Origin of the sequence: Coleofasciculus chthonoplastes PCC 7420 (assembly GCF_000155555.1) — a bacterium.
Taxonomy (GTDB): Bacteria; Cyanobacteriota; Cyanobacteriia; order Cyanobacteriales; family Coleofasciculaceae; genus Coleofasciculus; species Coleofasciculus chthonoplastes_A.
Genome location: NZ_DS989849.1, coordinates 255,327 through 280,736, shown reverse-complemented (window position 1 = coordinate 280,736; position 25,410 = coordinate 255,327). Strand labels below are relative to the sequence as shown.

Sequence of the window (25,410 nt, the reverse complement as noted above, 5' to 3'; positions counted from 1 at the left end):
CCGATAACTGCTCAACAAAACCCGCCCTTACTAACTCATAACTGTACTAAGAAATGTTAACAAGCCTCAAACCCTTACTGTTGCCAGATGAGCTGTGACACACCGAGCGAAGTCGAGGTGTTGCCTAATCTCCACCGTTAACTTTAATGAAAGTCCGACTACTTATCATAGAAAAAAAATCAAAAATTGCCGGAAAATTTGGTAGTCAAGTATAATAATTTAATTACTGGACTGATGATCTCGGCAAACAGTGAATCTGAGTCAGTAGTTGAAAGGCACAACAGCTTAGGGTCAAAACATGGTGGAGCAAGTCTTAAAAAAACGTTACCAAATCCAGAAACAGCTCGGTAAAAATGGTGGACGACGCACGTTGCTGGCGCGGGACTTACAAACCCAGGAATTAGTCGCTATCAAACTCCTCACCTTTAGTGCCGATTTTCAATGGGATGATATTAAATTGTTTGAGCGAGAAGCCGAAACCTTACAGTCACTCTCCCATCCCGCAATTCCCCATTACTTAGACCACTTTCACGTCCAAACAAGCAAGACTAAAGGCTTGGCATTGGTACAGAGTTATATCCCAGCGAAATCATTGGAAAAATGGGTTAAATTGGGTCGTCAGTTTAACGAAGCCGAAATTAAGCACATCGCTAAAGCATTACTCGAAATATTAATGTATTTACACGCACAGCATCCCCCAGTAATTCATCGGGATATTAAGCCGAGTAATATTCTGTTAGGAAACCGCTCAGGCAACAGTTTTGGTCAAGTGTATTTAGTAGATTTTGGCTCAGTTCAGACTTTAGCCGCAGCAGAAGGTAGCACGATTACAGTTGTGGGAACCTATGGGTATATGCCGCCGGAACAATTTGGTGGACGTGCGGTTCCAGCGTCCGATCTCTACAGCTTAGGTGCCACATTAATTTACTTGGTAACCGGGACGCATCCCGCTGATTTACCCCAAGAGGATTTGCGAATTGAATTTGAACCAAAAATCTCTCTCGATTCAGGCTTTATCGATTGGTTGCAGTGGATGACTGAACCGGATTTGAACAACCGTTTATTCTCTGCTGATCAAGCCTTAAAATCCCTGGAAAAACTGGGCAACTCAGAGTCCCCAGTGGTAAGGAATTCTGAGGGTAGTAAAGTTCAAATCAAAAAAGACCGTAATAGTATAGAATTTTTCATACATAATGATTCGGAGACAACAATTGGTTTAGTGGTTTTTAAGTGTATATTCTCAATCCTAGCTTTTTTAGGTTTTTTACAATTTCTAGCAATTGGCATATCATCGATGGTGAATGTATTTACTGCAAACTCTTTTTATGAAAAAATAATGAGTGGTTTTTCTGGTATTTTATGCCTCAGTGTTTCTTTCATTATCATATCAGCCATTATCTCTCTTTTTTCAGCATCTAAACAATCTACCCGACTCCGAATTGATCAGCATAACATATCACTTAATAATCGAGATTCAATTCCCAAAAGTTCTATTTGGAAATTAGGATTTTCACATGATTACAATACAGACTCACCTGTTTGTCGCGACATTGAGATTTGGGTAGGAACACAGCTCTATACAATTCCTACTGAGAATCTGACTGATCGGGAAGTTGATTGGATTGCATCTGAACTCAGCAATTTATTAGATTTGCCGCTTAGGAAATGAACCCTGAATTAAACAAAAACGCAAAACCATAAACTAATTTTACTAAGAGGACAATAAACAATGGTGGCTAAAGTTTTAAACAAGCGTTACGCTATCCAAAAACAGATCAACAAAAATGTGGGACGACACACTTTATTGGCAAGAGACTTAAAAACTCAAGACTTAGTAGTGATTAAGTTGCTGATTTTTGGAGAAAATTTTCAAGGGGATGATTGGAAACTGTTTGAACGAGAAGTCAAAACGTTAAAACTCCTTTCCCATCCAGCAATTCCCCGTTACCTAGACTATTTTGATCTAGACGCATCAATGGGTAAAGGATTAGCGTTAGTGCAAAGCTATATACCCGCTAAATCCTTAGAGCAATGGTTAATAGATGGACGAACCTTTAGCGAAGAATACATTAAGCAATTAGCTCAAGCCCTGCTGGAAATTTTGTGCTACTTGCATGAGCAAAAGCCGCCCGTTATTCATAGAGATATCAAGCCCAGTAATATTTTATTGGCAAACCGATCAGGTAACAGTGTGGGTCAAGTTTATTTAGTTGATTTTGGCTCGGTACAAACCCTAGCTGCCCAAAAAAGTAGCACAATTACTGTTGTAGGAACTTACGGATATATGCCACCTGAACAATTTGGTGGACGCACTGTTCCGGCTTCTGATCTTTACAGTTTGGGTGCAACTCTAATTTATTTAGTAACAGGGAGGCATCCAGCCGATTTACCCCAGGAGAATTTGCGAATTCAGTTTGAATCGTTTGTCAATCTAAGTTCAGAGTTGATTGATTGGTTGAAGTGGATGACACAACCCAGTCTAAATCGTCGTCCAGCATCGGCTGGGGAAGCACTGAAAGCTTTGACACACCCCCCTCAGAAAGCCGATATTTTTGCTGGTGCAGAAAAACCGTTTGGGAGTCGCATTAAAACTAAAAAAAATGATGATAAACTAGAGATTTTGATTCCACCAAAACGATTAAAAATTGATCTAGGTTTTGTTTTAACGATTATTATAAGTTTTGCCCTGCAACTTGGCGTTCCTGCGGTGGGTGTGTTTATGTTAATAAGTTGGATGGTTAACTCTGGATACTTCGATTTACTGCTGTTGATTTTTGTGCTGGTATTTGCTAGTTTTTTAATTATCTCAGTTGGCAAAAATTGGATTATACTTCAAGCTGGTTTATCGTATATTATTCGTTCACTCGGATTGACTAGAATTAATCTTGATAAACAAGAAATGTATTTGAGTTACGAGTTAATTTGGTTTAAAATAACTCCCAAAAAAATCCTTAAAAATACTATTATTAAACTGAGCTATATTCAACCTTTTTCGCTGATAAATGAATCATCGAAAGGAGAAAAGCATATAGGATTAATTCCGCTAACAATTCTAATCATTGCTGAACAACAAAACTATGCATTATCTGCCGCTTTTCTCGAACTCGTTGAGCCAGAAATGGAATGGTTAGCTCACGAACTCAGTAAATGGTCGGGTGTGCCGATTACGGTTGAAGACGAACCTCAAGAAGTGGAGAAAATGATGAAAACACTTGACTCCTAACCGAAAACTTTCACGAAAATAGCGACGCCACTTGAAGTGAGAACCTTCCTGCTCCTGAATAGACAGGTAAATTCCAGACAGAATAAGAATGTTCGATGTTAACATTTCTTTGCCAGCAATAGTCTGCCTAACTTCAAGCGTAGCACCGAAGAACATGTTAAGAAATTTGGCTAGTGGATGAAATGTGCTGTCGCGGTCGCTATCCTAGAAGAAAAATCAAAAATTGCCGGAAAACTCAGTAGTCGGTAGGTCGGACAATCTATTTCGCTAGTTGCCAACTCGTTCAAATCTGCTGCAAGTCCTCTGTGCAGACACAAGGCGTAGAGATGTGAAGGCGGAACGTCTCTGCAAAAGGGAATATTGAGTAACGAGTGTTACCTTAGGTTGGAAATAATTAGTTGGAACACATATCTATACAATTCCTACTGAGAATCTGACTGATCGCGAAGTTGATTGGATTGAATCTGAACTCAGCAGGTTATTAGATTTACCACTTAGGAAATGAATCCTGATTTACATCAAAATATCAAAATATAAATTTTTCCGGTCAAGAGTAAAATAAATAATGGTGATTAACATTTTAAACAAGCGTTACGCTATCCAAAAACAGATCAACAAAAATACGGGACGACGCACTTTGTTGGCACGAGACTTAAAAACTCAAGACTTAGTGGTGATTAAGTTGCTAATTTTCGGAGAAGGTTTTCAAGCGGATGATTGGAAACTGTTTGAACGAGAAGCCCAAATATTAAAACTCCTTTCTCATCCAGCAATTCCCTGTTACCTAGACTATTTTGATATAGACGCATCAATGGGTAAGGGATTAGCGTTGGTGCAAAGATATATACCGGCTAAATCCTTAGATCAATGGTTAAAGGATGGACGAACCTTTAGCGAAGAAGAGATTAAGCAATTGGCTCAAGCCCTGCTGGAAATTTTGTGCTATTTACATGAGCCGCCACCGCCCGTTATTCATAGAGATATCAAGCCCAGTAATGTATTATTGGTAAGCCGCTCAAGTAACAGTGTGGGTCAAGTTTATTTAGTTGATTTTGGTTTAGTACAAACCCTAGCTGCCCAAAAATGTAGCATAATGACTGTTGTAGGAACTTACGGATATATGCCACCTGAACAATTTGGTGGACGCACTGTTCCGGCTTCCGATCTTTACAGTTTGGGTGCAACCCTAATTTATTTAATAACAGGGAGGCATCCAGCCGATTTTCCCCAGAAGAATTTGCGAATTCAGTTTGAATCGTTTGTCAATCTCAGTTCAGAGTTGATTGATTGGCTGAAATGGATGATACAACCCAGTCTAAATCGTCGTCCAGCATCGGCTGGGGAAGCACTGCAAGCTTTGGCACACCCTCCTCAGAAAGCAGATATCTTTGCTGTGTGCGAAAAACCGTTTTGGAGTCGAATTAAAATTAAAAATTATGGGGATAAAGTAGAGGTTGTAATTTCACCAAAAGACTTAACAATAAACGACTATGTTGCTAGCTTAATTATGATTGTATATTTTGGTATTAGTCTTGGTTTATTTGGTATTCTTCCGGCAATAATTGTTGGAATTTTAATCAAAATTGTAAACCCAGAATTTTCTGATTTCGAGTTATTGCACTGGTTTTTTGTGTCTACATCTGTTGTTTTTGTAATTATATCAGTTGTAAAAAAATGGATAATTTTGCCGAAATCATGCTCGTCTATACTTGAAGCAATTGGATTGCATAAAATTATATTTTATTCAAGAAAATTATATTTTATTCACGAAGTAATTGGACTAAAAAATCAACAATTGATAATTATCAAAAATACCATCACAAAACTGATATATATTCACCATATTAGGATGATAGCTGGAACCTTCAAAGAAGAAGATTATACCTGGTTGTTTTCCCCAATAATTATAATCGGCACCGAACAAAAAAACTACGCATTATCTGCAGCTTTTCTCGAACTCGTTGAGCCAGAAATGGAATGGTTAGCTCACGAACTCAGTAAATGGTCGGGTGTGCAGATTACGGTTGAAGACGAACCTCAAGAAGTAGAGAAAATGGTGAGAATACTTGACTCCTGACCGAAAACTTTCACTTCAAATAGCGACGCCCGCCATTTGAAGTGAGAATAGTCTGACTCCTAGTTTAAGGAGAATGTCACGCTCCTCGTATTCTGGTGGGCAATGCCCACCCTACGGTATATCAAAAGTTTTGGCAATCTCACAATGCTTATTGAGCGTGCCATTCAGTTTAAGAATATTATCTAGGTTGTCAGCCAGAAATTTTGACGAGGAATGCGCTATCAGTTGGATACGAATGTTGGTGTGATGTATGGGAGGGGGCGTTTAATCTCGGTGCGCGATCGCTCAAACCACTCTTAACTCTGCTAACCCTAATACACGGGAGTTTGAGCGGGTTGAGCGCCTGTGGGTTGAGAATTGGCATCATTGCCAACAACTAGGAAAACGTGGGAAACTTTAAAACTTTCGGTCAATGTGGTCAACACTGACCCCTTTGCCGTTACAATAGCCTACTGCGGTCAGTCATCCTGATTGTCCAGCGATAGCCCTGTTGTGTAGTTGATAAGCTGTCCTGCATTAATTTACAGCAAGGCACAATCGGTGTAACTCATTTCAACCCTTCTACTGGCAATGTCTAAAGTACTTGTATCCGATCCCATCGATCAAGCTGGAATTGATATCCTCTCCCAAGTGGCTCAGGTTGATGTGAAAACCAATCTATCGCCTGAGGAACTCGTTAGCATCATTCCTGAGTATGATGCCATGATGATTCGTTCTGGCACTCGTGTGACCAAAGAAATCATCGAAGTGGGTAAACAACTCAAGATTATTGGACGTGCGGGAGTTGGCGTTGATAACGTTGATGTCCCAGCCGCTACCCGTCAGGGTATTGTCGTGGTTAACTCCCCCGAAGGAAACACCATTGCGGCGGCTGAACACGCTTTAGCGATGATGCTGTCTTTATCCCGCCACATCCCAGAAGCCAATCAGTCGGTGAAAAATAGTCAATGGGATCGCAAACGCTTTATCGGTGCCGAAGTTTACAAAAAAACCATAGGTATTGTGGGCTTGGGTAAAATTGGTTCCCATGTGGCAACAGTTGTCCGCTCCATGGGGATGAAGTTACTGGCTTATGATCCCTTTATTTCCCTGGAACGTGCGGATCAGCTAGGCTGTCGTCTGGTGGATATGGATTTGTTGTTGCGGGAGTCGGACTACGTCACCCTGCATATTCCCAAAACTCCGGAAACCACTCATTTGATTAATGCCGAAGCCTTGGCGACAATGAAACCAACGGCTCGAATTATCAATTGCTCTAGAGGTGGAGTCATTGACGAGGCGGCACTTTCAGAAGCCTTAAAGACAGGTAAAATAGCTGGGGCAGCACTGGATGTATTTGAGTCAGAACCCCTGGGAGAATCTCCCCTACGTGAACTGGGTAAGGAAGTGATCCTTACGCCTCACCTGGGTGCGTCAACCGCAGAAGCCCAAGTTAATGTTGCCATTGATGTGGCTGAACAAATTCGGGATGTCCTCTTAGGATTACCGGCTCGTTCAGCCGTGAATATTCCCGGACTATCGTCGAATGTGCTAGAACAACTCAAACCCTATATGCGCTTGGCAGAAACCTTGGGCAATTTGGTCAGTCAGTTAGCGGGTGGGCGAATTGAACAGCTCAATGTCCGGTTACAAGGGGAATTAGCCACGAATAATAGTCAGCCATTAGTGGTAGCCTCCCTGAAAGGACTGTTATCCCAAGCCTTGCGTGAGCGAGTCAACTACGTCAATGCTTCAATTGAGGCAAAAGAGCGGGGGATTCGAGTGATTGAAACCCGCGATGCTTCGGTTCAGGATTATTCGGGCGGTTCGCTGCTGCTATCGGCAAAGGGTTCCTTGGGTGAACATTCGGTGACGGGAGCGCTACTCAGCGATGGTGAAATTCACATCACCAGTATTGACGAGTTTCCGATTAATGTACCACCGAGTCACCACATGCTCTTTACCCTGCACCGCGATATGCCGGGAATTATTGGTAAAATTGGGTCGCTACTGGGTAGTTTTAATGTCAATATTGCCAGTATGCAGGTGGGTCGCAAGATTGTCCGAGGTGATGCTGTAATGGTCTTGAGCATTGATGATCCCCTACCGGAAGGAATTTTGACCGAAATTACCAAAGTTCCTGGTATTCGGGACGCTTATACGGTAACACTGTAGTCACGTCAATTTTGGATTTTGGGTTTTGGATTTTGGATGACTCAGACGGTAGAACAACGATCCTCCGATATCTGTTGGTTTCCAACGGCTCTCCCTCAATTTAAAATCTGAAATCTGAAATCTGAAATCGTATGGCAAATAGCTGGTGGGAAATTAAAATTTTGGGCGATCCAGACTTGGAGGATTTAATCTTCTGGCGACTGGATAGTTTCGGCTGTCGGGGAATGTCTTGTGAAAGCAAGGGACATTCTCAACTGATCCGAGCTCACTTACCCCAAAATCAGGCACATTTGTTGGATTTGGCAGCACTTTCCTTGTGGTTGCGCCAAGATGCCCTGACGGTAGGATTGCCACTCCCCTTAACCCAGTGGCACTTAATTGATGAAGAAGACTGGGCAAGCAGTTGGAAACAGCATTGGCAACCCACAGAAATTGGCGATTGCTTTTTGATTTACCCGGCTTGGTTATCTGTACCCCAACAAACCGATCGCCTGCTGTTGCGCCTCGATCCGGGTGCAGCATTTGGTACGGGAACCCATCCCACCACGCATCTGTGCCTAGAAGCCCTGGAAATGCGAATCGGTTATGATCATAGCCACCCCGTTATTGCGGATATTGGGTGTGGATCGGGTATTTTATCCATTGCCTCTGTGTTATTGGGGGCAAAAAAAGTCTTGGGGGTAGATATTGATCCCCTAGCTGTGCGCTCTGCCCGCAGCAACCGAGAATTGAATCAGATTAGTGCCGATCGCTTGGTGGTGAAGAAGGGTAGTGTTGAGCTATTATCTCATCTTTTGGGAGAAAAAAAGGTTGATGGTATTCTCTGCAATATCCTGGCAGAAGTGATTATTGACCTGATTCCTGGAATCAGTGCGATCGCCAGTCCCCACAGTTGGGGAATTATTAGCGGAATATTGTTGGATCAGGCTAAACCTATTGCTGATACCCTAGAACAACATAACTGGACAGTAGCGACTCTCTGGAAACGCCAAGAGTGGTGTTGTTTTAATATTCGACGATAGATGATTAGGAGTGCCGAATCATCAATACCTACAGTAGAACGCCTATAATTGACCCGTTCAGCGTAAATGAATTTTCTATGATGAATGCCTTTGCCGCTCGTTTTAGCTTTGCTCTGCTTGTTCCTACAACCTTTTTGACAGTGGGCTTAACGGCGGCGGCTGTGAGAGCGCAAAATGAACTGTATAATCCGATTCCGATTCCTGAGCGTAATCAAGTTTCTGATACCCTCACTGACCAAGATATTCCCACGGGAGAGGGGGGGTTTGCCCGGGACTACACTATAGAATTGAGTGCTGGCGATCAAGTGGCTATTGATTTAATTTCAGATAGCTTCGATACAATTGTTACACTCTTAGCCTCTGATGGCTCGACTATTGCCGAAAATGATGATGGTCCCGATGGTACGACGAATTCGTTGCTATTTTCCCGGATTACTGAAACCGGAACCTATATTATTCGGGTGCGGGCTTTTGGAGAAACAGGAGGGGGTCCTTTTACCTTGAAGGTGACCCGTTTGCGACCAATTTGAATTACGCAATGCTAGAGGTTTAAATCCTCGACTGAATTGTAGAGACGCGCCATGGCGCGTCTCTACAAGGTTATTGACAAAATGCTAAAATTGACTGCCAAATTTCGGCTTTTACGTCACTTAACGAATGATCACTATTGAATGGAATAAGCTGTACCCAAGACCGTTCCTTGGCATAGATTAGGCTTTCATTAATGGGAATCACCTCATCATGCTGCCCATGCAAAATCAGAGTAGGAATGGGTCGTTTCAATCGGTGAGTTTGTTCATACTGACGGATATCTTCCACAAATTTATAAGAAAGGGGTAGTTCTTTCTGTTCGCCATAGTGATAAATAGGACGATATCCTTCAACTTGCCATTGATGCAGAGCTTCTTCTCCCAGAGTAGATAACCAACTCCAGAGAAATCCAAAGGCTGGCGCTAGCAAAACCAACCTCTGGATGAACGTGTGATATTCCCCTAACCAAGCCGCCGTAAGTCCGCCTAAACTCGAACCGATTAATGTGATTGGGGTGGGCGTTGACAAACACTCCGCCTGAATTTGCTGAATCTGACGAGTCAGTGTCAGATGAGAAAAGTCACCCTGGTTCAAATCGGGAACGAACAGAGACACTCCTAACTCCGCAAAGCGATCGCGTAAATAAACCGCCTTTGCTGATCCCGGATTGGACGCCAAACCGTGTAAGTAAATATACCTCAAAACTATTTTCACCTACAGCTTCTCATTTACATATACCGCTTTGAAACCTTTAAAACGTGTACTTATGTTAAATAAAATTAAGACATATTGCTTTTTCTCATAAACTTAACGAAAAGTTTGATATGTTCATAATCTATCCTCAAAATAAACACCGAAAACATGAAAGTTTCACAAAGTTCAAAACATTTAGGTCAATCGGTCGCTCTAGGCATCCTCCTAGTCCTCACGACTTTGAGCATTTTTATACTGATGATGATGCAGACTGGAGTTTAGTGGTGATGTATAGTTTTTCTTTTATGTCCTAACTAGAGTGCGTAGTGCTATATCACTGAGAACTTAGCACCAATACAGAGTAGGGGTACGACATGTCGTACCCCTACTGGTTGATTGAGATTTGCTATCACAAACGCCGTAGCAAGTTTGAACCGTGGGTATCTGTACCACAAGTATTGAACAAATTATAGGTGGCACTTAACTGTTTCACTTGCTGAGTTTGCCTAGGGCTGGGATGCCAAGGATTCGGGTTCGCGTAAGCATAATAGGCTTCTACGCCATCAATTCCCAAATTGGCGGCGGCGGGAATCAGTTCCTTAGCTGAACGTCGATAACGGCACGGATGAGCCAGCACCGCCAATCCACCCGCCTGATGCAAAACATCGATGACAGTAGCGGCTTCAGCTTGTTGATTTTTAGGGGCTTTACCCTGAAGATAAGTCTGTAACTGGGAATTGTGAGGATCAAACGCATAGCCCAAGATATGAACATCTGTATTCAATAAGCGAGCGTTGATTTCGACACCTATCCAGAGGTGAGGAATTGCCTGATGGGGTAAAGTGTCTTGGAGGGAATGGAGACAGGTTTTAGCGATTTGATAGCCATCGATTGTGTGATGATCCGTGATCGCAAACCCTTTAAGACCGATAGCAATGGCTTGTTCTATTAGCGTTTTGGGATAAAGCTGACCATCGGAAGCTGTGGTGTGACAATGGAAATTGTAGGAACGCGGACAACTATCTGGTCCTAATGTTTGCCAGACTTGGCGGAGAGCTTTTTGATCGGATTCTGTAACTGGGGATGATATTAAAACTGGAGCCATTTTTACCACCATGTTTGTCAATATTATTAATAGATGAATCTAATGAATGAGAGGCTCTCCTCAATTGATCAAGACATTCAGCTTTTCTATCGCTACGTCCTAATCGCTACGTCCTAATCATTTCAAATTCTTAACACTATCTTCACTATCTTAGCAAAATCTTAGCAAAAGTTAGCAGTCAGTGCCTGTAAAACCTATGTGAAGCGGTCACATTATCCATTGGTATTTTCTAGGGTCAGTATAAAATTAGCTAATCTTTCTCCTTCTGCCGGACAGAGTTGGCTAAGAACCTCTACCCTTTGCCATCTGCCTTGTGTAGCAGCATCCCCCATCTAAACCGGAGAAGTTAGAGGGGGATGACGGTTAGACATGAAACCGTTAAAATGACACGCTAAGAGAATCAAGTTTTTGCGTTCGACCTCCTCTATATTCAACCATCGCACTCCTTATTTGCTCAGAGAACCATCAGAATTGCGAGTTTTCCAGGCAGATTCTAGTAACTTAGTCCAGCGCTTTTGCAGTTGTTTTGGTGTACATTTGAGCGCTTTGGCAATTTCAGCATCACTCTTGTGGGCTTGTTTGAGAGACAGAAGGTGCTGTTGTTGCTGATCAAGTGTAGCCAAAAAAGTTTCCCATTGGTCAGAGGTCATGCCTAATTTTTGGTCTAAATCGGCTCCCAGCCATTGGTGTACCAGTTTCCAGTGGGATGAGCGGGCGAATTTCTCGACGTGGTACTTAAAGCGCTGTTGCAGGTAATCCCGTTGGCGGGGGGTTAGCCCTAAAATCTCATCGATTTCCGGTGCGGCGAGGTCTTGTAACTTTAAGACCAAGTAATCCGCGCAGTCAGAGTGACCTTGTTGCTCAAGATAATTAATCAGTTCACCAACCACGCGATCGCGCAGCACAGATTCACTGGGATCAGTGGTTTGAGCGACTAGGTGCGCCCGTACTTGTTGCATCGCCGGGGAGCGGCTTAACTCTTGGGCTTCTTCGCCCTTGGCAAATTCCACAGCTTGCTCAATATCTAGAGCCGTTTCATTGGGTTGGCGTCTGGCAAAGCTTTGCGCTCTCAGGACGATAAGCTGTTGACTACAACGGTTCGGTAAGGTGATGCGCCGCTTGGCATACTGTTCCGTAAATGCCATATACTCTGCCAGTTCAATTTGAGTGCGAGGCGTGTAGTCTACATCCACCTCATTTTCCCGACGAAATGCTTTCAAGGACTCAGCATAAAAGTCTTGTAAAAAGTCCTCAATCAGATTATAACGAGCCGAAAATTTTAACTGGGATTGAGGCTGAGCAACATGGCGATAAACCATGGCACTTAATGTGCTGTGCAATTCAACACGCCCTTGCTTAGACCCCAATTTATAGTAGCCTAAACACTTATGTAAGCGGTGACGAATTAACGTAATTTGCCAGGAACGAACTTGACCAGAGGTTTGAATGCGATCGCTCTTGCGGCAAATTCGTTGTACCTCCTGCACCATGCGTTTTGCCACGACTTGAGCGCGACTGGGTAGGCGTTTGGGTTCAGAAGTCAAACCACCATTGGTTTCTAAAGCTTTGGAACCATAGAGTGCCGACCGCATTTCCTCTAGCAACAGATCCATTAAACTTTGAGTGTCTGTGCCGAAAACTTCCGGATTCTCTAGGTGGTTTGGGGAAGGTTGAGTGATAGATTTAACAGTTTTAACGTTCATGGTATTGCCCCTAAAGACTACAGTTACGAATTACCAAGACATCAGCAGAGGAACGAGTGGTTATTCGGAATAAATGCTCTGTTGCTGTCCACAATTTGAATGTAAAACGTTACGCCTAGTCTTTGGTTGAGTGGTGTGTCACTAAACGAGAGATCACTAGTACACGGCAGACACCCTCGCCTATTTAGGGACTATGCTTATGGCTGCTAACCCTTGCTACACCTGCATTTAGGCAATTGGCAAGGGGTTAGTACTTCCACGGCTTTAATATTGAGTGAGAGTAGACAATTCACAAACTGGGTTTATTTGTGGACGTTCATCCGAAATCCCCGGTCTGTCTCCTGTAGTCCGAATGCTGATCAGCGAAAGCCGAACTGGATTGGGTTTGACTCTAACGGGTTACACCGATGGGTCAAACCTTATAACCCTATTCCCAACTCTGGTTAGCGGGTACAGCCCACGTCATGGCGGCTTGTGCTCCCAAACCTTTCCGCAGGATTGTGGGTTCATCCCCAGTCATGTCCAAAATGGTGGATACCTGGACACCAGGTTTTGAGCCATCATCGACAATAATGTCCACTAAACCCTCAAACTGATCAAAGAGTCTGGCGGTTTCCAGTCCCACAGTGGGAAAATTTCCCATCTCATCAGGTAAATGAGCCGACGTGGAAATTACCGGATTACCCAAGGCTTCGAGTATGGCTTGACAAACCGGATGATCCGGAACTCGGATACCACTGGTTTTACGCTTAGGACTCATCACTAGCCGAGGGACTAACTTAGTTGCGGGTAACAAAAAGGTATAGGGTCCAGGAATCAGACGCTTCATAATCCGATAAGCTGGGTCACTGACCCAAGCATATTCAGAGATATTGGATAACGAGGAACACAGAAACGTTAAGGGCTTCTCATTAGAGAGTTGCTTTAAACGCCTGACCCGTTCCACAGCCGATTTGACATTCAAGTCGCAACCAATGGCATAAACGGTATCTGTGGGATATAACATCACCGCACCGTCTTGCAGGTTGTCCCTTATTTTCTCTATTCGGCGTATTTGAGGTGTGTCCGGATGGATGGTGTAAATCGTTGCCATAAATCGTTCCAAATGATTGCAATGGTTAGATGATCTAATAAAAGCCTAAATTCCACGACCTCAAATCGGTAAAATATGGAGTCGGCATTTGAAAACGCAGGTGCAATTAGCCAGTGAAGCTATTTATTTACCACACCCCCGAACTTACCCCAACGGATACGACGCCAGATTGTGCGATCGCGGTTGATGTGCTAAGAGCGACAACCACGATTGCGACAGCCTTACACGCAGGTGCTGAAGCTGTGCAAGCCTTCAGCGATATTGATCAGTTAATGCAAGTGAGTGAACAATGGCTCCCAGAAAAACGCCTTCGCGCCGGAGAACGGGGCGGATCAAAAGTCGCGGGTTGTGATTTAGGCAATTCTCCCCTCGACTGCACGCCAGAGCGCGTCCAGGGACGCCGTTTGTTTATTACGACCACGAATGGCACTCGCGCCTTACAGCGCGTCCAGAACGCCCCTGTGGTGCTAGCCGCCGCCATGGTGAATCGTCAGACGGTTGTCAAGTATCTGCTAGAGCAAAAGCCGGAAACTGTTTGGCTAGTCGGTTCTGGCTGGGAAGGTTCCTACTCCCTCGAAGATACCGCCTGTGCAGGTGCGATCGCGGATAGTTTGATCTCCCAAACCGATCACTCGCTTAGTGATATCGCGGGTAATGATGAAGTGATTGGCGCTCTTGCCCTTTATACTCAGTGGAAAGACAAGATGTTAGAAATGTTTCACCATGCTAGTCATGGTCAACGTCTACTGCGGTTAAACGGTCATGAGGATTTAAAGTATTGCGCCCAAGCGGATAGTTTAGACGTTTTACCGATTCAGAAAGAACCCGGAGTTTTAGTCAAAAAATTCTGAGTGTAGAAAGAAGGCAAAGGGCAGAGGGTAAGCTGTTCGACATTTAAACCTTAATGTTAATCATGGTGAAATCCTTGTAGTCAACACTCGGTCAGGGCGGGTTTATTCGCATCAGGGTCAATTCAGCAACAATAATCATGAAACCCGCCCCTACACATTCAACACTTCCCCCGCTTCCCCCGCTCCCCCAGCTCCCCCAGCTCCCCCAGCTTCCTACTGAATCGCACTAGCAATCAACCGCTCCCACGCCCAATCCGGTAACAACCAATGTAGGAATATATAGAGTTTGGCATCCATCGGTGTGGCGTATCGCCGCTTGGGATGGCGACTATTAACCGCCTTGGACACCGCTTTGGCAACTACATTAGGACTTGAGGCATTTGGGTAATCCTCTAACACCTTTGCCATGGGTTCAACCGTTCCCTGGTACGCTGATCCCTGGGAATTCTCCCGTAACGTCTGAGCCGCAATACTTGACCATTCACTTTCAATCGCCCCCGGTTGCACCACCACCACGCGAATGCCAAAGGGTTCGGTTTCCATCCGTAAGGCATCGGATAGTACCTCAACCGCGTGTTTCGTGGCATGATACCAACCACCGATAGGCATCCAAATCCGCCCTCCCATGGAACTGATATTCACGATTGTGCCGGATTTTGCCGCCCGCATCGACGGTAGAACCAATTGCGTCAGCCGCATTAAGCCAAACACATTCACGTCAAACTGTCGCTTCGCCTCTTGGAGTGGTACATCTTCCAGCGCCCCGTAGGAACCATACCCCGCATTATTCACTAATGCATCAATCTGCCCTTCAGCCGAAAGTAGGGTTTGCATCGCCGTTGTCATACTGGCATCATCGGTCACATCAAGGGACAGAACTTTGGCGCCCATTGCTTCAATATCCGCCATTTTCTCCACTCGCCGCGCCGCACCATACACAATCCAACCCTCTTTTAGAAGTTGCTGCACGATCGCTTTACCGATCCCAGACGAAGCGCCTGTTACCATGGCAACTTGTTTCTTTGAACCGCTAGACATAGGAGACTCCTATTGTAGGAACGACAAAGGACGTAGCTTGCTTCTTTTCGGAAGCCAGTATGACATAAGACCAATGACTAATGACACTTAAAACTGTTGCAAAAAGCGCAAATCACTGGTATATAAACGGCGAATATCATCAATTTGATGCATGACTAGGGCAAAACGTTCCGCGCCAAATCCGGCGGCAAATCCGGTATAAATTTCTGGGTCATAACCAACGGTTTTCAGCACATTGGGATCAACCATTCCACAGCCGCCCATCTCTAACCATTTCCCTCTCCATTTGACATCAATTTCCGCCGAGGGTTCGGTGAATGGGAAATAACTGGCGCGTAAGCGAACATCGACATCTTCACCGAATAATTCTTGGAAAAAGACTTTTAATGTCCCTTTGAGATCCCCAAAGGTGATGTCTTCATCAACGGCTAAAATCTCAATTTGATGGAAAACAGCCGAATGTGTCGCATCAACGGTATCCCGGCGATAAACTCGCCCTGGGGCAATAATTCGGATCGGGGGTTCGTTATTTTCCATGTAGCGAATCTGCACCGAGGAGGTATGGGTTCGCAGCAGGTTTCCATCGGGGAGATAAAAGGTATCCTGCATATCCCGCGCCGGATGGTCTTGGGGGGTATTTAATGCCTCAAAATTATAATAATCGGTCTCCATTTCTGGTCCCGTGGCGACGGTGTACCCTAGACCGACAAAAATATCCAGCACTTGGTCGATAATGCTATTGAGGGGATGAATTCGACCTTGAGGTTTATACACCCCTGGCATGGTCACGTCAAGGGTTTCAGCGGCTAATTTTGCTTGAATTTGGGCGGCTTGTAACTCTTGGCGCTTGTTGTCTAGGGATTGTTGGAGGGCTTCTTTGACTTCATTAGCAAGCGCCCCAATTCGAGGTCTATCTTCGGGGGATAGCTTCCCCATCCCGCGCAAGATTTGGGATAACTGTCCTTTTTTCCCCAAGTAGTTGACGCGCAATTGTTCCAATTGATCCAGCGTATCCGTTTTTGCGATCGCAGGAGTGGCTTCTTGTTTGAGGGCGACTAATTGGGTTTCTAGCTCGTTGAGCGAAGTAGTCATGAATTCAGTCGTGATCAGGTTTGAGCGGTGCTTTGCTAGCAAAGGCTTTTCTTAGTTTACCGTTATCGGCTAACGGCGAGGGGGAAAGAAGACCTTATTATATTCCGCTAACGCCAGAATTAGGAGTGCGATCGCTAATATAACGGCTGCGGTGATCCCGCCGTACTGGACTAGGGTTGTGGGATTGATTTGGGTTAGGGGTGTGGGTGTGAGGGTTTCGATGGTGTTGGTTTGGGGTTCTAGATTCGGTTGGGTTGGCGGGTTGGTGTTGATCATGGTGTTTACCTCGGTTATCGATATAACCATGATGGCTTAGGCGATCGGTGTTTTAGGTAGGTAGAAGTAGGGGACTTGGTAATGTCAGTGTTTGTAGGGAGATGTAGGATAATGTTTGTTATTCGTCATTTGTCCTTTGTCATTTGTCATTTGTCATTCGCCATTTAACCACCTGTAGGGGCGACCCGCTTGCATTAATTAACAACACTCATCCATTCAATTGACTCGGGTCGCCCTCTTATCAGTTTGTTCTCAATGTTGAAACGTTGATGGCGCTAAAGCGCAACTACAAACTAGCAGAATTGGGATGGGTTTGATAAAATTGTCAAATGAATCTCAATGATCACTAATGAACTCAAAAGAGGCGCTAGAATTCATCAATAGCTTGCTTAGGGAGAAATTCCAACCTGTTTTGGATGAATCAGAAGAGGCGATTTTTATTGGGATTTGGGATAAACAAGAGTATCGGGATATTGCTGCTCAAATTCTTTTCAGTGAGCAACATACTAGAAAACTGGGTGCAGATTTATGTAAGAAAGTTACCAAATATTTAGAGATACGAGTTCGTAAGCGAAATTTTCGGAAGCCAATAGAATGTCGATATAAGGAGTGGTTAACCCAGCAAACTCATGGGTTAAAATCCGATGCCAGTACCTTGGAAATGACCTCTCCCCCTGCCCCTCTCCTACCAGGAGAGGGGAGTAATTTATCGTCTTTCGGGCAGGATCAGGATTCAGATATTATAAATGACAATATAATCACCAATCCCTTTACTCCTCAACAAGGCAGAATCGATAATCCACAAGACTTCTTTAATCGTGAACGGGAAATCCGGCAGATATTCGAGGTGATTAATAGTGGGAGCAGTGTTGCCCTAATCGGAGCAGAGGGTATCGGTAAATCTTCTTTACTTTCCCAGATTGTCCGACTCGCGGACAGTTATCTCCATTCGCCGCGTCAGCCTGTTTTTATCGATTTAAATTTGGTTGAAGATGAAGATGATTTCTATGGTGCATTATGTGATGAGATTGGGATACCGGAAAGCAAGGGAGCCAGGTTAAGTCGCCATTTAAAATCGCGGCAAGTTCTGCTGGTGTTAGATAATGTGGGCAAAATGACGTGGGATGGCTTTAATCGGGGGTTTCGGGATTATCTACGGGGTTTGGCTGAGGGGAGTCAAGCACCACTTAAGCTGGTTTTAGCCGCGAATGAATCTTTAGATGAGCTGTTTAATGATAGTTGGGATAATGGCAAAACTTCGCCTCTGGCAGGAGTTTGTCAAGAAGAAATTATAAAACCCTGGGATGAACCAACCGCCCGTGATTTTATTGATACACGTTTGGCGATGACTTCGATAAGGTTTACTGAAGCTGAAATTAATCAGTTAGTTGAGGAAAGTGGTGGTCATCCCCGGCGATTGATGCAGTTGTGTTATCGAATGTATTCTCGGTATTTGGAGGGTGGGTAATGAGCCAAGATGTAGTTAGCCACGATGAAATCAAGCAAGATGAGAATGAGCAAGATAATGAAATCTCTGTTCCCCGATTAGATTTAGCGCCGAAACTGCAACGCCCTTTATCGTTATGGAATCCCCTAGATTATTTGCGTCTCTTGTACTGGGTGTTTTATTTTCCTCAAGCATTGCGCTGGTATGTAGATAACTTTGGTGGTGGATATATTCCCGTAGCAGAAATGAATTGGCGCAAGGGATTAGAACTATTGCGTCAGAATCCGGTTCAGCGTCAGTTGCTTATTCAAGGGTTGATGTTGACTATTGTTATTCCTGTCGCTTTTTGTGGATTACTTCAACAGATAGGCTTTGAGATTGATTGGAGAGGCGTGGCGGTTGGCGTGGCGTTTGGCGTGGCGGGAAGCGTGGCGGTTGGCGTGGCGGGAAGCGTGGCGGTTGGCGTGGCGTTTGGCGTGGTGGGAGGCGTGGCGGTTGGCGTGGCGTTTGGCGTGGTGGGAGGCGTGGCGGTTGGCGTGGCGGGAGGCGTGGCGGTTGGCGTGGCGGGAGGCGTGGCGGGAGGCGTGGCGGTTGGCGTGGTGGTTGGCGTGGCGGTTGGCGTGGCGGTTGGCGTGGCGGTTGGCGTGGCGGTTGGCGTGGCGTTTGGCGTGGCGGGAGGCGTGGCGGGAAGCGTGGCGGTTGGCGTGGCGTTTGGCGTGGCGTTTGGCGTGGCGGGAAGCGTGGCGGTTGGCGTGGCGTTTGGCGTGGCGTTTGGCGTGGCGGGAGGCGTGGCGGGAAGCGTGGCAAGCTTGCGTCCAGAAAACTGGCTGATTGGTTCACCCTTAAACTTACGATATCTCCAAAATGGGAGTTGGTTATTCCCTCGCATAACCCTACTTCCCCTACCTTATCTAAGGTTTCGTTTGCAGAATTGGCTGCAACAGGATTGGGAAATGAGTTTGTACAATGTTAATCAACTGTTGGCATATACAATGCAATTCATTCCCGTTGTGCAAAGTGTTAATAAAGTATTGAATTCTACCCCATCAGACCAGTTGATTTGGCGTGTATCTCATCTAGCTGAAGCGCCGTTTGATTGGGATCTCGTTGGTTGTGCTTCCGCTTCACTAAAAAAGCATTTTCAGTCACATTTTATTGGCTTATCATTTTTTAGGTATTGGAATGAACCTTTCTCTCCTCCTTTGAGAAAGACTCGCTTAGACACCCCTGCTCGTGCTGCGGCGGCTGGTTTCTGGCATCTTCATGAAAAAGAACCCGCCCAAGCAACGGAAGCCTTTGCCGTTGTCTGTTCCCTTCTCTATGGTGAAGAACTCTTCACCCTCGCCCAAATTCTCACCACATTCAACGAAGCCAAAGAACCCGCCACAATCGCCACATTAGAACCACCTATTTCCCCCAACGAACCCTTACTACGTCCGATAACCTGGAACACGATAAACGCTCTCCGTCGAGTCGTGGAAGATGTGCGAGTGGTTCAGCGTAGCGTCTCTCGTTCCACCCGTTCCTTTGCTCTCAATCGCGCATTAGGAGAACTCAAAACTATCCTTAATCATATCGAAAACCTACCCGAAGCTGAACGAGAACTGATTAAAGATATTGCCCAAACTTGGCAAGAATCTTTATTACAAATTGCGGCTGAAATTGGGCATATTTCCATCACCAAACCCGTTACCAATCCTTATGTTGTCGGTGACCCCGTAGAAGGGAATCGCTTTGTCGGACGAGACGATATCCTCAGACAATTAGAAGAACTTTGGGTTATGGGTCAACAACTCCAATCCGTGGTTCTTTATGGTCATCGCCGCATGGGGAAAACTTCGATTCTTTTAAATGTGGCAAACTGTTCCGGTTCACGAGTAAAAGTGGTTTATATTAACCTACTGCGTTTAGGCAGTCCCCAAGGTGTTGGGGAAGTGTTAATGGCAATTAGTGATGCGATTTCTGATGCTATCGGTTGTCCCCCTCCCGATGATGATGCTTTGCTCAATCTTCCTTATCGGACGTTTGAACGCTATTTTAAACAGGTGGTGGAGATGGTGCAGGGGACAGAGACGCGCCATGGTACAGAGATGGAGACGCGCCATGGCGCGTCTCTACAGGGGTTAATTATTGCCCTAGATGAATTCGAGAAAATTGAGGAACTCATTGAAGCGGGAAAAATCCCTAATGATTTTATTGGCTATCTGCGGGGATTGGTGCAAATGAACGCTAAAGTCGCGTTTGCTTTTGCTGGGTTGCACACCTTAGAAGAAATGACTGCCGATTATTTCCAACCCTTCTTTGCCAGCGTTATTCCGATTCACGTTGGTTTTCTAGAACCTGCTGCAACCCGCCAGATTTTAGCCAATCCCAGCCTGGAAAATCCAGATGCGACTGTTTCAGATATCCCGGATAATGAGGCGGTTGATTTTCCCCTAGATTACACCCCAGACGCCCTTGACTCAATCTATCGTCTAACCGCAGGTCAACCCTATTTAGTTCAACTGGTGGGATTCCAACTGGTGCGCCGATACAATGATTTTGTGTTTGAACAGGGACATTCGCGTGACCCCGTTTTTACCGTAGAGGATGTGGAAGCGGTAATTAATGACCCCGCATTTTATCAGCGAGGACGATATTATTTTGATGGGGTTTGGGGTCAAGCGGCGCGAGGGGTTACAGGTCAACAGGCAATCCTTAAGGTGTTAGCGCCTTACCCGGATGGGTTAATGAGTGAACAATTAAGGATAAATTTAGCAGAATACTTCAGAGAATCAGTACTTGCGCTTCTAGAGGAGAAACAATTAGAGGAAGCGTTGGAGACATTAAAACGCCATGATGTGATTCAGCAAAAGGGTGAGTCTTGGCAGATTATCGTTGAACTATTCCGGCGCTGGGTGTTAAATCAATAGATTGTCATTAGTCATTTGTCATTTTTCATTTGTTGGATCAATTTTTTGCCTAATTGTAGTGGCGTGACATACCTAATTTTATCAATTAATCTTACGCCCAGAAACCGTAGGAGCGCACCTCAGTGCGCCCAATTCAATGGTCAAATCTATTTCACCCTTTTTAGGAAGCTCTCTTCAACCGCAAACAGTTTAAAAAACATAATAGGAATGTCACTGATTTAAGCAAAATATTGCCAACATGGACTTGGACGCCTAGAAATAAATTTCCGGCTGAAAGCTAAAGTAAGCTAAAGCTTACTGAGTATTTGAACCCGTTTTAACGGGTTTTAGCTTTTAGCCCGAACTTTAGTTCAGGGCTTTAGTTCAGGGCTTAGACTAAAATTCTGAATCGGAACATCGGCGACAAAATGATTCTACTTTATGTAGAAACTTAGCCTGCCACACCTCTACACTGGTAAAGACTGACAACTATCTTCCGTTAACATCGCGTGTCTTCAACCAATCCCCAAACGTTCCCCTTAATCCTCGGTATTACTGGTGCCTCAGGCTTAATCTATGCAGTACGTGCCGTGAAGTTTCTCTTAGAAGCCGACTATACCATCGAACTGGTGGCATCAAAATCAGCCTACATGGTTTGGCAAGCGGAACAAAACACCCGTATGCCTCCAGAACCCGAACAGCAGGGACAATTCTGGCGACAGCAAGCAGGTGTACCCACAAAAGGCAAGCTGATTTGTCATCGCTGGGGGGATGTGGGTGCAACCATTGCCAGTGGTTCGTTCCGGACATTGGGAATGGTGATTATTCCCTGTAGTATGAGTACGGTGGCAAAAATCGCCAATGGTTTAAGTTCAGATTTATTAGAACGGTCAGCCGATGTGCAGTTAAAAGAAGGGCGTCAACTGATAATTGTACCCCGTGAAACACCATTCAGCTTAATTCACCTGCGTAACCTCACCACTCTAGCCGAAGCGGGGGTAAAAATTGTACCAGCCATTCCCGCCTGGTATCACAATCCTCAAACGATTGAAGATTTAGTGGATTTTGTTGTAGCGCGTACCTTTGACCAACTCAATATTGATTGTGTTCCTTTAACGCGATGGCAAGGCGGTTTTCGGGAAAAGCTTTGACCCTTTGCTTGACGCAGGGAATCGGGTTTGTAGGGGCGGGTTTCAAAATTATCGCTTCTTACTTCACCTAGATGTGACTAAACCTGCCGTGACTTGGTTAGGGCGATTGAATGGTTAGGGCGATTGAAATCGCTGCTACACAAACAAAGTCCGCCTACGCGGACTGAATTGTAACGGCGATAGTCAACCGGAATTTAGAATCAGCTAGGTGTATAATTGATGGTATTTAATTTAATTCAGATCTAAAATTTGAAGAGATTATAGAAATAATACCGACTAGACTTATAGCGGTACTATATATTAATGGAAAAAGAAAATGGAAGCGAGTGATTATTGGATTCAGAACTTACCTAGGGGTTGCTGAATAAGTCTTGTGGTGGGGAGAGGCAATAGGGAATAGGCAACACCTCGGCTTCGCTCGGTGTGTCATGGGCAATGGTTTAAAGCCTCTGTCGAGGGAAAATTTGGCGCTGGCGGAGGCACAAATTCCAGGGTTTTGACGGTTATAGTGTAAAAACCTTGCACTTGTTGGGTAGAAAAATGGCTTAAAACCCTTATCTGGTCTAGCTTCCACACTCATGCAGCAAGCCCTACCTAACTTAGCTAAAACAATGAGCAGGATTAGCTGTCAGGATCGAGAGTTGCGTGACATTTCCAACCGTACCCACCGGATTTCGTCATTATTGACATTAAGGTTTAAATGCCGAACAGCTTACTCTGCACTCTTACTCTCTAACTTAAGGCTGGTGGGCAATGCCCACCCTACGGTATATTAAGGGTTTCGGCGATGTCAAAATGCTTATTTTAGTGCCATTCTACTCTGATACCGTGGTTCGTGCCAAAACGCGATAGACATTCACCGTTTGCTGTTTCCCCTTCAAGGCTAAAGGTCCCCAAGATTCAACCTCAAATTCCCCTTGCAGTTGATCTAGCGTTTGTTGACCAATGAGAATCCGACAGGGAGTCGGTTGACGCTGTTTCTCACAACTCTCTAGCCGGGAGGCAATATTAACACTATCGCCAATTACGCCATATTCTAAACGGTCTTTGCCCCCTAAACTGCCCACCACAACAGGACCGGTAAAAATGCCAATCCGCATTTGAATCACCGGTAAACCTCGGCGTCGCCAATCTCGGTTCATCGACTCTAGGCGATCGCTAATTGCTAACGCACAGTCTACCGCCGCTTTCGCATCTTCGGCGACTTCGGTTCTGTGCAGACGAGACATGGGGACACCAAACGCCACCATCACCCCATCCCCGGTAAACTTATTCACAATCCCCTGACGCTGGAGGACTTCACGAGTCACCACTCCCAGAATTTCATTTAACCATTCCAACAATGCCTCTGGGGTCATCTTTTCCGATATGGTGCTGAAATCTTTAATATCGGCAAAAAACATCGTGGCGGTGAGGCGAATCCCCGGTAACTTGCCAGATTTTAGCAAGCGATCGCGACCTTGCCAAAGAGCCTGAGCAACTTCAGGCGAGGTATTCTGTCCCAACAGCTTCATCACGATGCGCTGCTGTTGATGGGCTTCATAAGACCGATGGGTGACAAAAATTGCCACCGTTAACCCAAATCCGAATGCTGGCGCAGCAAAAGGAACCCAGCCACCTTGGGTCAATAGGTAAAAACAAACACTGGATAACACCCCCAAACTACCCGTTACTCCAATAATTAACGCCAGGGGATGATACGTCACCCGCCCCAATATCCCACCGATCGCAATCCAACCAATAATCCACAGGATTTCTACCTGTTCTGACCAAAACCAGAATAAAGGACGCTCACCCGTCGCCGCATCCAGGAATTGGCTAACCATTTGAGCCTGCATTAAAACCCCAGGTATTTTCGCATTTTTTTCCAGGGCGGGACTAAAGGGTGTGGTAAATAAGTCTTTGAGACTGGGTGCAGTGGAACCAATAATCACAATCTTGTCCTCCACCCAACTCGGATCAACCGTTCCGGCTAAAACATCGGTTAAGGATACTTGTCGCGCCACCTGATCAGGAGAACGATAATTGAGTAAGATTTGGAACCCACCAACATCTGCGTTTTGATATCCCCCTGCATCTTCCGTTATAGGTGACAACACAGCCGCGCCAAGCTGGGGAATGTCTGGATTATCGGAACTGGCTTCCAGTTCAATTCCACGCGGTTCTAGATAGCCAAGTGCCAAAAGCATGGAAAATGAGAACAGTACACCACTTTCATTCTCCGCCAAATATAAATTGCGACGAACCACATCATCCGGGTCAAGGGGTATATCATTAAAACCGATGCGTTCCGGTGATACATCTGGCGGCGGTGGGGTTCCGGCGCGGATATCAATATTCTGAATTGCAATTAAATTCGGTTGTTGCAGTTGTTCCACTAACTGCTGATGACCCGGTTCCACAGGAAGATTGCGATACAAATCTAGACCAATAACGGCTGGTTCAGCGGCTTGCAGTCGGCGTAATACCTGTGCTAAAACCTGATCCGAGATGGGCCACCGATTTTGAATTTCCAGGTCTTGTTCTGTAATCGCGACAACCAAGATCCGAGGATCAGGTTCCGTTTCCAGAGGTCGCAAACGGACAAACTGATCATACGCCGCCAATTCTAGCGGTTCTAGTCCACCCAAATGTCGCACGCCCAGAAGGGTAATGATCACAGCAATGGTTGAAACTCCCACGACTCGCAGATTTGCCAAATCGGGTAATGCCAGACTAACCTTTTGAGGGATGCGAAAAACCATAGGGATAGATGTTTTAGCGTCTCAGAAGCCGTTGGACAGCTATGCAGATATTACTCAAACCCGAAGATGCCTAAATTTGTCCAACTGACTGTGGCAGCATAGCCCTTACCGCATTATGCCACTTTTCTGGTTTGTAGGAGGCACTAAAGTGCCTCAAGCGGGTCGAGTGCTGACTACTGACCCTTAAGCATAATATTTATTTTTTGTTAGATAGATATACCTAGAAGATTCCTCCATTACGGTTATAGAAAAATTAGGTGTGGCAGGTTTTGGCAAGAAAGCAGACTCTATTCAACAGCACCAATCAAATCCTTACTGT

At 45.1% G+C, this 25,410-nt stretch carries 18 protein-coding genes; 10 read left to right on the top strand and 8 right to left on the bottom strand.

All coding sequences use genetic code 11. The features are described from left to right. Window positions 1-298: 298 nt before the first annotated feature. From MC7420_RS14655 to MC7420_RS14630, 6 genes are all read left to right on the top strand, one after another. Window positions 299-1,669 carry a serine/threonine protein kinase gene (locus MC7420_RS14655; RefSeq protein ID WP_006101052.1) on the top strand — a complete coding sequence of 457 codons (1,371 nt, stop codon included), beginning with the start codon at window positions 299-301 and terminating at the stop codon, window positions 1,667-1,669. Between the two features lie 60 nt (window positions 1,670-1,729). After that, complete coding sequence (locus MC7420_RS14650) at window positions 1,730-3,223, top strand: serine/threonine protein kinase (RefSeq protein ID WP_006101235.1); 1,494 nt, start codon at window positions 1,730-1,732, stop codon at window positions 3,221-3,223. A gap of 565 nt (window positions 3,224-3,788) precedes the next feature. Then, window positions 3,789-5,300, top strand: a complete 1,512-nt coding sequence (locus tag MC7420_RS14645) for a serine/threonine protein kinase (RefSeq protein ID WP_006101175.1) — start codon at window positions 3,789-3,791, stop codon at window positions 5,298-5,300. Window positions 5,301-5,870: 570 nt separating this feature from the next. Further along, window positions 5,871-7,454, top strand: a complete 1,584-nt coding sequence (gene serA, locus MC7420_RS14640; RefSeq protein WP_006101037.1) for a phosphoglycerate dehydrogenase — start codon at window positions 5,871-5,873, stop codon at window positions 7,452-7,454. Between the two features lie 131 nt (window positions 7,455-7,585). Next, window positions 7,586-8,476 carry a 50S ribosomal protein L11 methyltransferase gene (gene prmA, locus MC7420_RS14635; RefSeq protein ID WP_006101238.1) on the top strand — a complete coding sequence of 297 codons (891 nt, stop codon included), beginning with the start codon at window positions 7,586-7,588 and terminating at the stop codon, window positions 8,474-8,476. Window positions 8,477-8,553: 77 nt separating this feature from the next. Beyond that, window positions 8,554-9,006 (top strand): PPC domain-containing protein, encoded by a 453-nt coding sequence (locus MC7420_RS14630; RefSeq protein ID WP_006101139.1) that lies wholly within the window; start codon window positions 8,554-8,556, stop codon window positions 9,004-9,006. 70 nt (window positions 9,007-9,076) lie between these two features. On the opposite strand, the gene MC7420_RS14625 is transcribed toward MC7420_RS14630, so the two are convergent. The 4 genes from MC7420_RS14625 to MC7420_RS14610 all read right to left on the bottom strand — a co-directional run bounded on the left by MC7420_RS14625 (window position 9,077) and on the right by MC7420_RS14610 (window position 13,601). Next, on the bottom strand, window positions 9,077-9,721 hold the full coding sequence (locus tag MC7420_RS14625; RefSeq protein ID WP_006101143.1) for a YqiA/YcfP family alpha/beta fold hydrolase: 645 nt from the start codon (window positions 9,719-9,721) through the stop codon (window positions 9,077-9,079). Window positions 9,722-10,109: 388 nt separating this feature from the next. Then, entirely contained in the window at window positions 10,110-10,817 is a 708-nt protein-coding gene (locus MC7420_RS14620; RefSeq protein WP_006101299.1) for a PHP domain-containing protein, read from the bottom strand. A gap of 434 nt (window positions 10,818-11,251) precedes the next feature. Further along, the gene (locus tag MC7420_RS14615; RefSeq protein ID WP_006101222.1) at window positions 11,252-12,508 is read right to left on the bottom strand and encodes a HetZ-related protein; all 1,257 of its coding nucleotides are present in this window, start codon (window positions 12,506-12,508) and stop codon (window positions 11,252-11,254) included. A gap of 427 nt (window positions 12,509-12,935) precedes the next feature. Next, window positions 12,936-13,601, bottom strand: a complete 666-nt coding sequence (locus tag MC7420_RS14610; RefSeq protein ID WP_006101035.1) for an L-threonylcarbamoyladenylate synthase — start codon at window positions 13,599-13,601, stop codon at window positions 12,936-12,938. A gap of 113 nt (window positions 13,602-13,714) precedes the next feature. On the opposite strand from MC7420_RS14610, the gene MC7420_RS14605 reads away from it, so the two are divergent. Continuing rightward, window positions 13,715-14,452: a 2-phosphosulfolactate phosphatase family protein gene (locus MC7420_RS14605; protein ID WP_006101127.1), complete on the top strand. Its 738-nt coding sequence runs from the start codon at window positions 13,715-13,717 to the stop codon at window positions 14,450-14,452. A 213-nt stretch (window positions 14,453-14,665) separates the two neighbouring features. Here the strand turns inward: MC7420_RS14605 and MC7420_RS14600 are convergent, their stop codons facing one another. The 3 genes from MC7420_RS14600 to MC7420_RS14590 all read right to left on the bottom strand — a co-directional run bounded on the left by MC7420_RS14600 (window position 14,666) and on the right by MC7420_RS14590 (window position 16,858). Then, window positions 14,666-15,490 (bottom strand): oxidoreductase, encoded by an 825-nt coding sequence (locus MC7420_RS14600; RefSeq protein ID WP_006101058.1) that lies wholly within the window; start codon window positions 15,488-15,490, stop codon window positions 14,666-14,668. An 87-nt stretch (window positions 15,491-15,577) separates the two neighbouring features. Continuing rightward, window positions 15,578-16,582 (bottom strand): phenylalanine--tRNA ligase subunit alpha, encoded by a 1,005-nt coding sequence (gene pheS / locus MC7420_RS14595; RefSeq protein WP_006101277.1) that lies wholly within the window; start codon window positions 16,580-16,582, stop codon window positions 15,578-15,580. Window positions 16,583-16,651: 69 nt separating this feature from the next. Next, window positions 16,652-16,858, bottom strand: a complete 207-nt coding sequence (locus tag MC7420_RS14590; protein ID WP_006101298.1) for a hypothetical protein — start codon at window positions 16,856-16,858, stop codon at window positions 16,652-16,654. Window positions 16,859-17,207: 349 nt separating this feature from the next. Here MC7420_RS14590 and MC7420_RS35220 point away from each other — a divergent pair, with 349 nt between their 5' ends. The 3 genes from MC7420_RS35220 (at window position 17,208) to MC7420_RS14575 (ending at window position 22,347) form a co-directional block, all read left to right on the top strand. Continuing rightward, window positions 17,208-18,326, top strand: coding sequence for an ATP-binding protein (locus MC7420_RS35220; protein WP_052307480.1), 1,119 nt, complete (start codon window positions 17,208-17,210; stop codon window positions 18,324-18,326). Then, complete coding sequence (locus tag MC7420_RS14580) at window positions 18,326-21,217, top strand: ATP-binding protein (RefSeq protein WP_006101280.1); 2,892 nt, start codon at window positions 18,326-18,328, stop codon at window positions 21,215-21,217. The genes MC7420_RS35220 and MC7420_RS14580 overlap by 1 nt, the downstream gene beginning before the upstream one ends. Window positions 21,218-21,705: 488 nt before the next feature. After that, on the top strand, window positions 21,706-22,347 hold the full coding sequence (locus tag MC7420_RS14575; protein ID WP_006101274.1) for a flavin prenyltransferase UbiX: 642 nt from the start codon (window positions 21,706-21,708) through the stop codon (window positions 22,345-22,347). A gap of 815 nt (window positions 22,348-23,162) precedes the next feature. Here MC7420_RS14575 and MC7420_RS14570 read toward each other — a convergent pair. Then, window positions 23,163-25,091: a CHASE2 domain-containing protein gene (locus MC7420_RS14570; RefSeq protein ID WP_006101266.1), complete on the bottom strand. Its 1,929-nt coding sequence runs from the start codon at window positions 25,089-25,091 to the stop codon at window positions 23,163-23,165. Window positions 25,092-25,410 lie beyond the last annotated feature (319 nt).

What these genes read in the sequence shown, in the direction of transcription:
- MC7420_RS14620 (WP_006101299.1), bottom strand. Translation starts at nt 10,817, where the DNA reads ATGGTGGTAAAAATGGCTCCAGTTTTAATATCATCCCCAGTTACAGAA.
- prmA (WP_006101238.1), top strand. Translation starts at nt 7,586, where the DNA reads ATGGCAAATAGCTGGTGGGAAATTAAAATTTTGGGCGATCCAGACTTG.
- MC7420_RS14600 (WP_006101058.1), bottom strand. Translation starts at nt 15,490, where the DNA reads ATGTCTAGCGGTTCAAAGAAACAAGTTGCCATGGTAACAGGCGCTTCG.
- MC7420_RS14645 (WP_006101175.1), top strand. Translation starts at nt 3,789, where the DNA reads ATGGTGATTAACATTTTAAACAAGCGTTACGCTATCCAAAAACAGATC.
- MC7420_RS14655 (WP_006101052.1), top strand. Translation starts at nt 299, where the DNA reads ATGGTGGAGCAAGTCTTAAAAAAACGTTACCAAATCCAGAAACAGCTC.
- MC7420_RS14630 (WP_006101139.1), top strand. Translation starts at nt 8,554, where the DNA reads ATGATGAATGCCTTTGCCGCTCGTTTTAGCTTTGCTCTGCTTGTTCCT.
- MC7420_RS14590 (WP_006101298.1), bottom strand. Translation starts at nt 16,858, where the DNA reads ATGATCAACACCAACCCGCCAACCCAACCGAATCTAGAACCCCAAACC.
- pheS (WP_006101277.1), bottom strand. Translation starts at nt 16,582, where the DNA reads ATGACTACTTCGCTCAACGAGCTAGAAACCCAATTAGTCGCCCTCAAA.
- MC7420_RS35220 (WP_052307480.1), top strand. Translation starts at nt 17,208, where the DNA reads ATGAACTCAAAAGAGGCGCTAGAATTCATCAATAGCTTGCTTAGGGAG.
- MC7420_RS14650 (WP_006101235.1), top strand. Translation starts at nt 1,730, where the DNA reads ATGGTGGCTAAAGTTTTAAACAAGCGTTACGCTATCCAAAAACAGATC.
- MC7420_RS14615 (WP_006101222.1), bottom strand. Translation starts at nt 12,508, where the DNA reads ATGAACGTTAAAACTGTTAAATCTATCACTCAACCTTCCCCAAACCAC.
- serA (WP_006101037.1), top strand. Translation starts at nt 5,871, where the DNA reads ATGTCTAAAGTACTTGTATCCGATCCCATCGATCAAGCTGGAATTGAT.
- MC7420_RS14580 (WP_006101280.1), top strand. Translation starts at nt 18,326, where the DNA reads ATGAGCCAAGATGTAGTTAGCCACGATGAAATCAAGCAAGATGAGAAT.
- MC7420_RS14610 (WP_006101035.1), bottom strand. Translation starts at nt 13,601, where the DNA reads ATGGCAACGATTTACACCATCCATCCGGACACACCTCAAATACGCCGA.
- MC7420_RS14570 (WP_006101266.1), bottom strand. Translation starts at nt 25,091, where the DNA reads ATGGTTTTTCGCATCCCTCAAAAGGTTAGTCTGGCATTACCCGATTTG.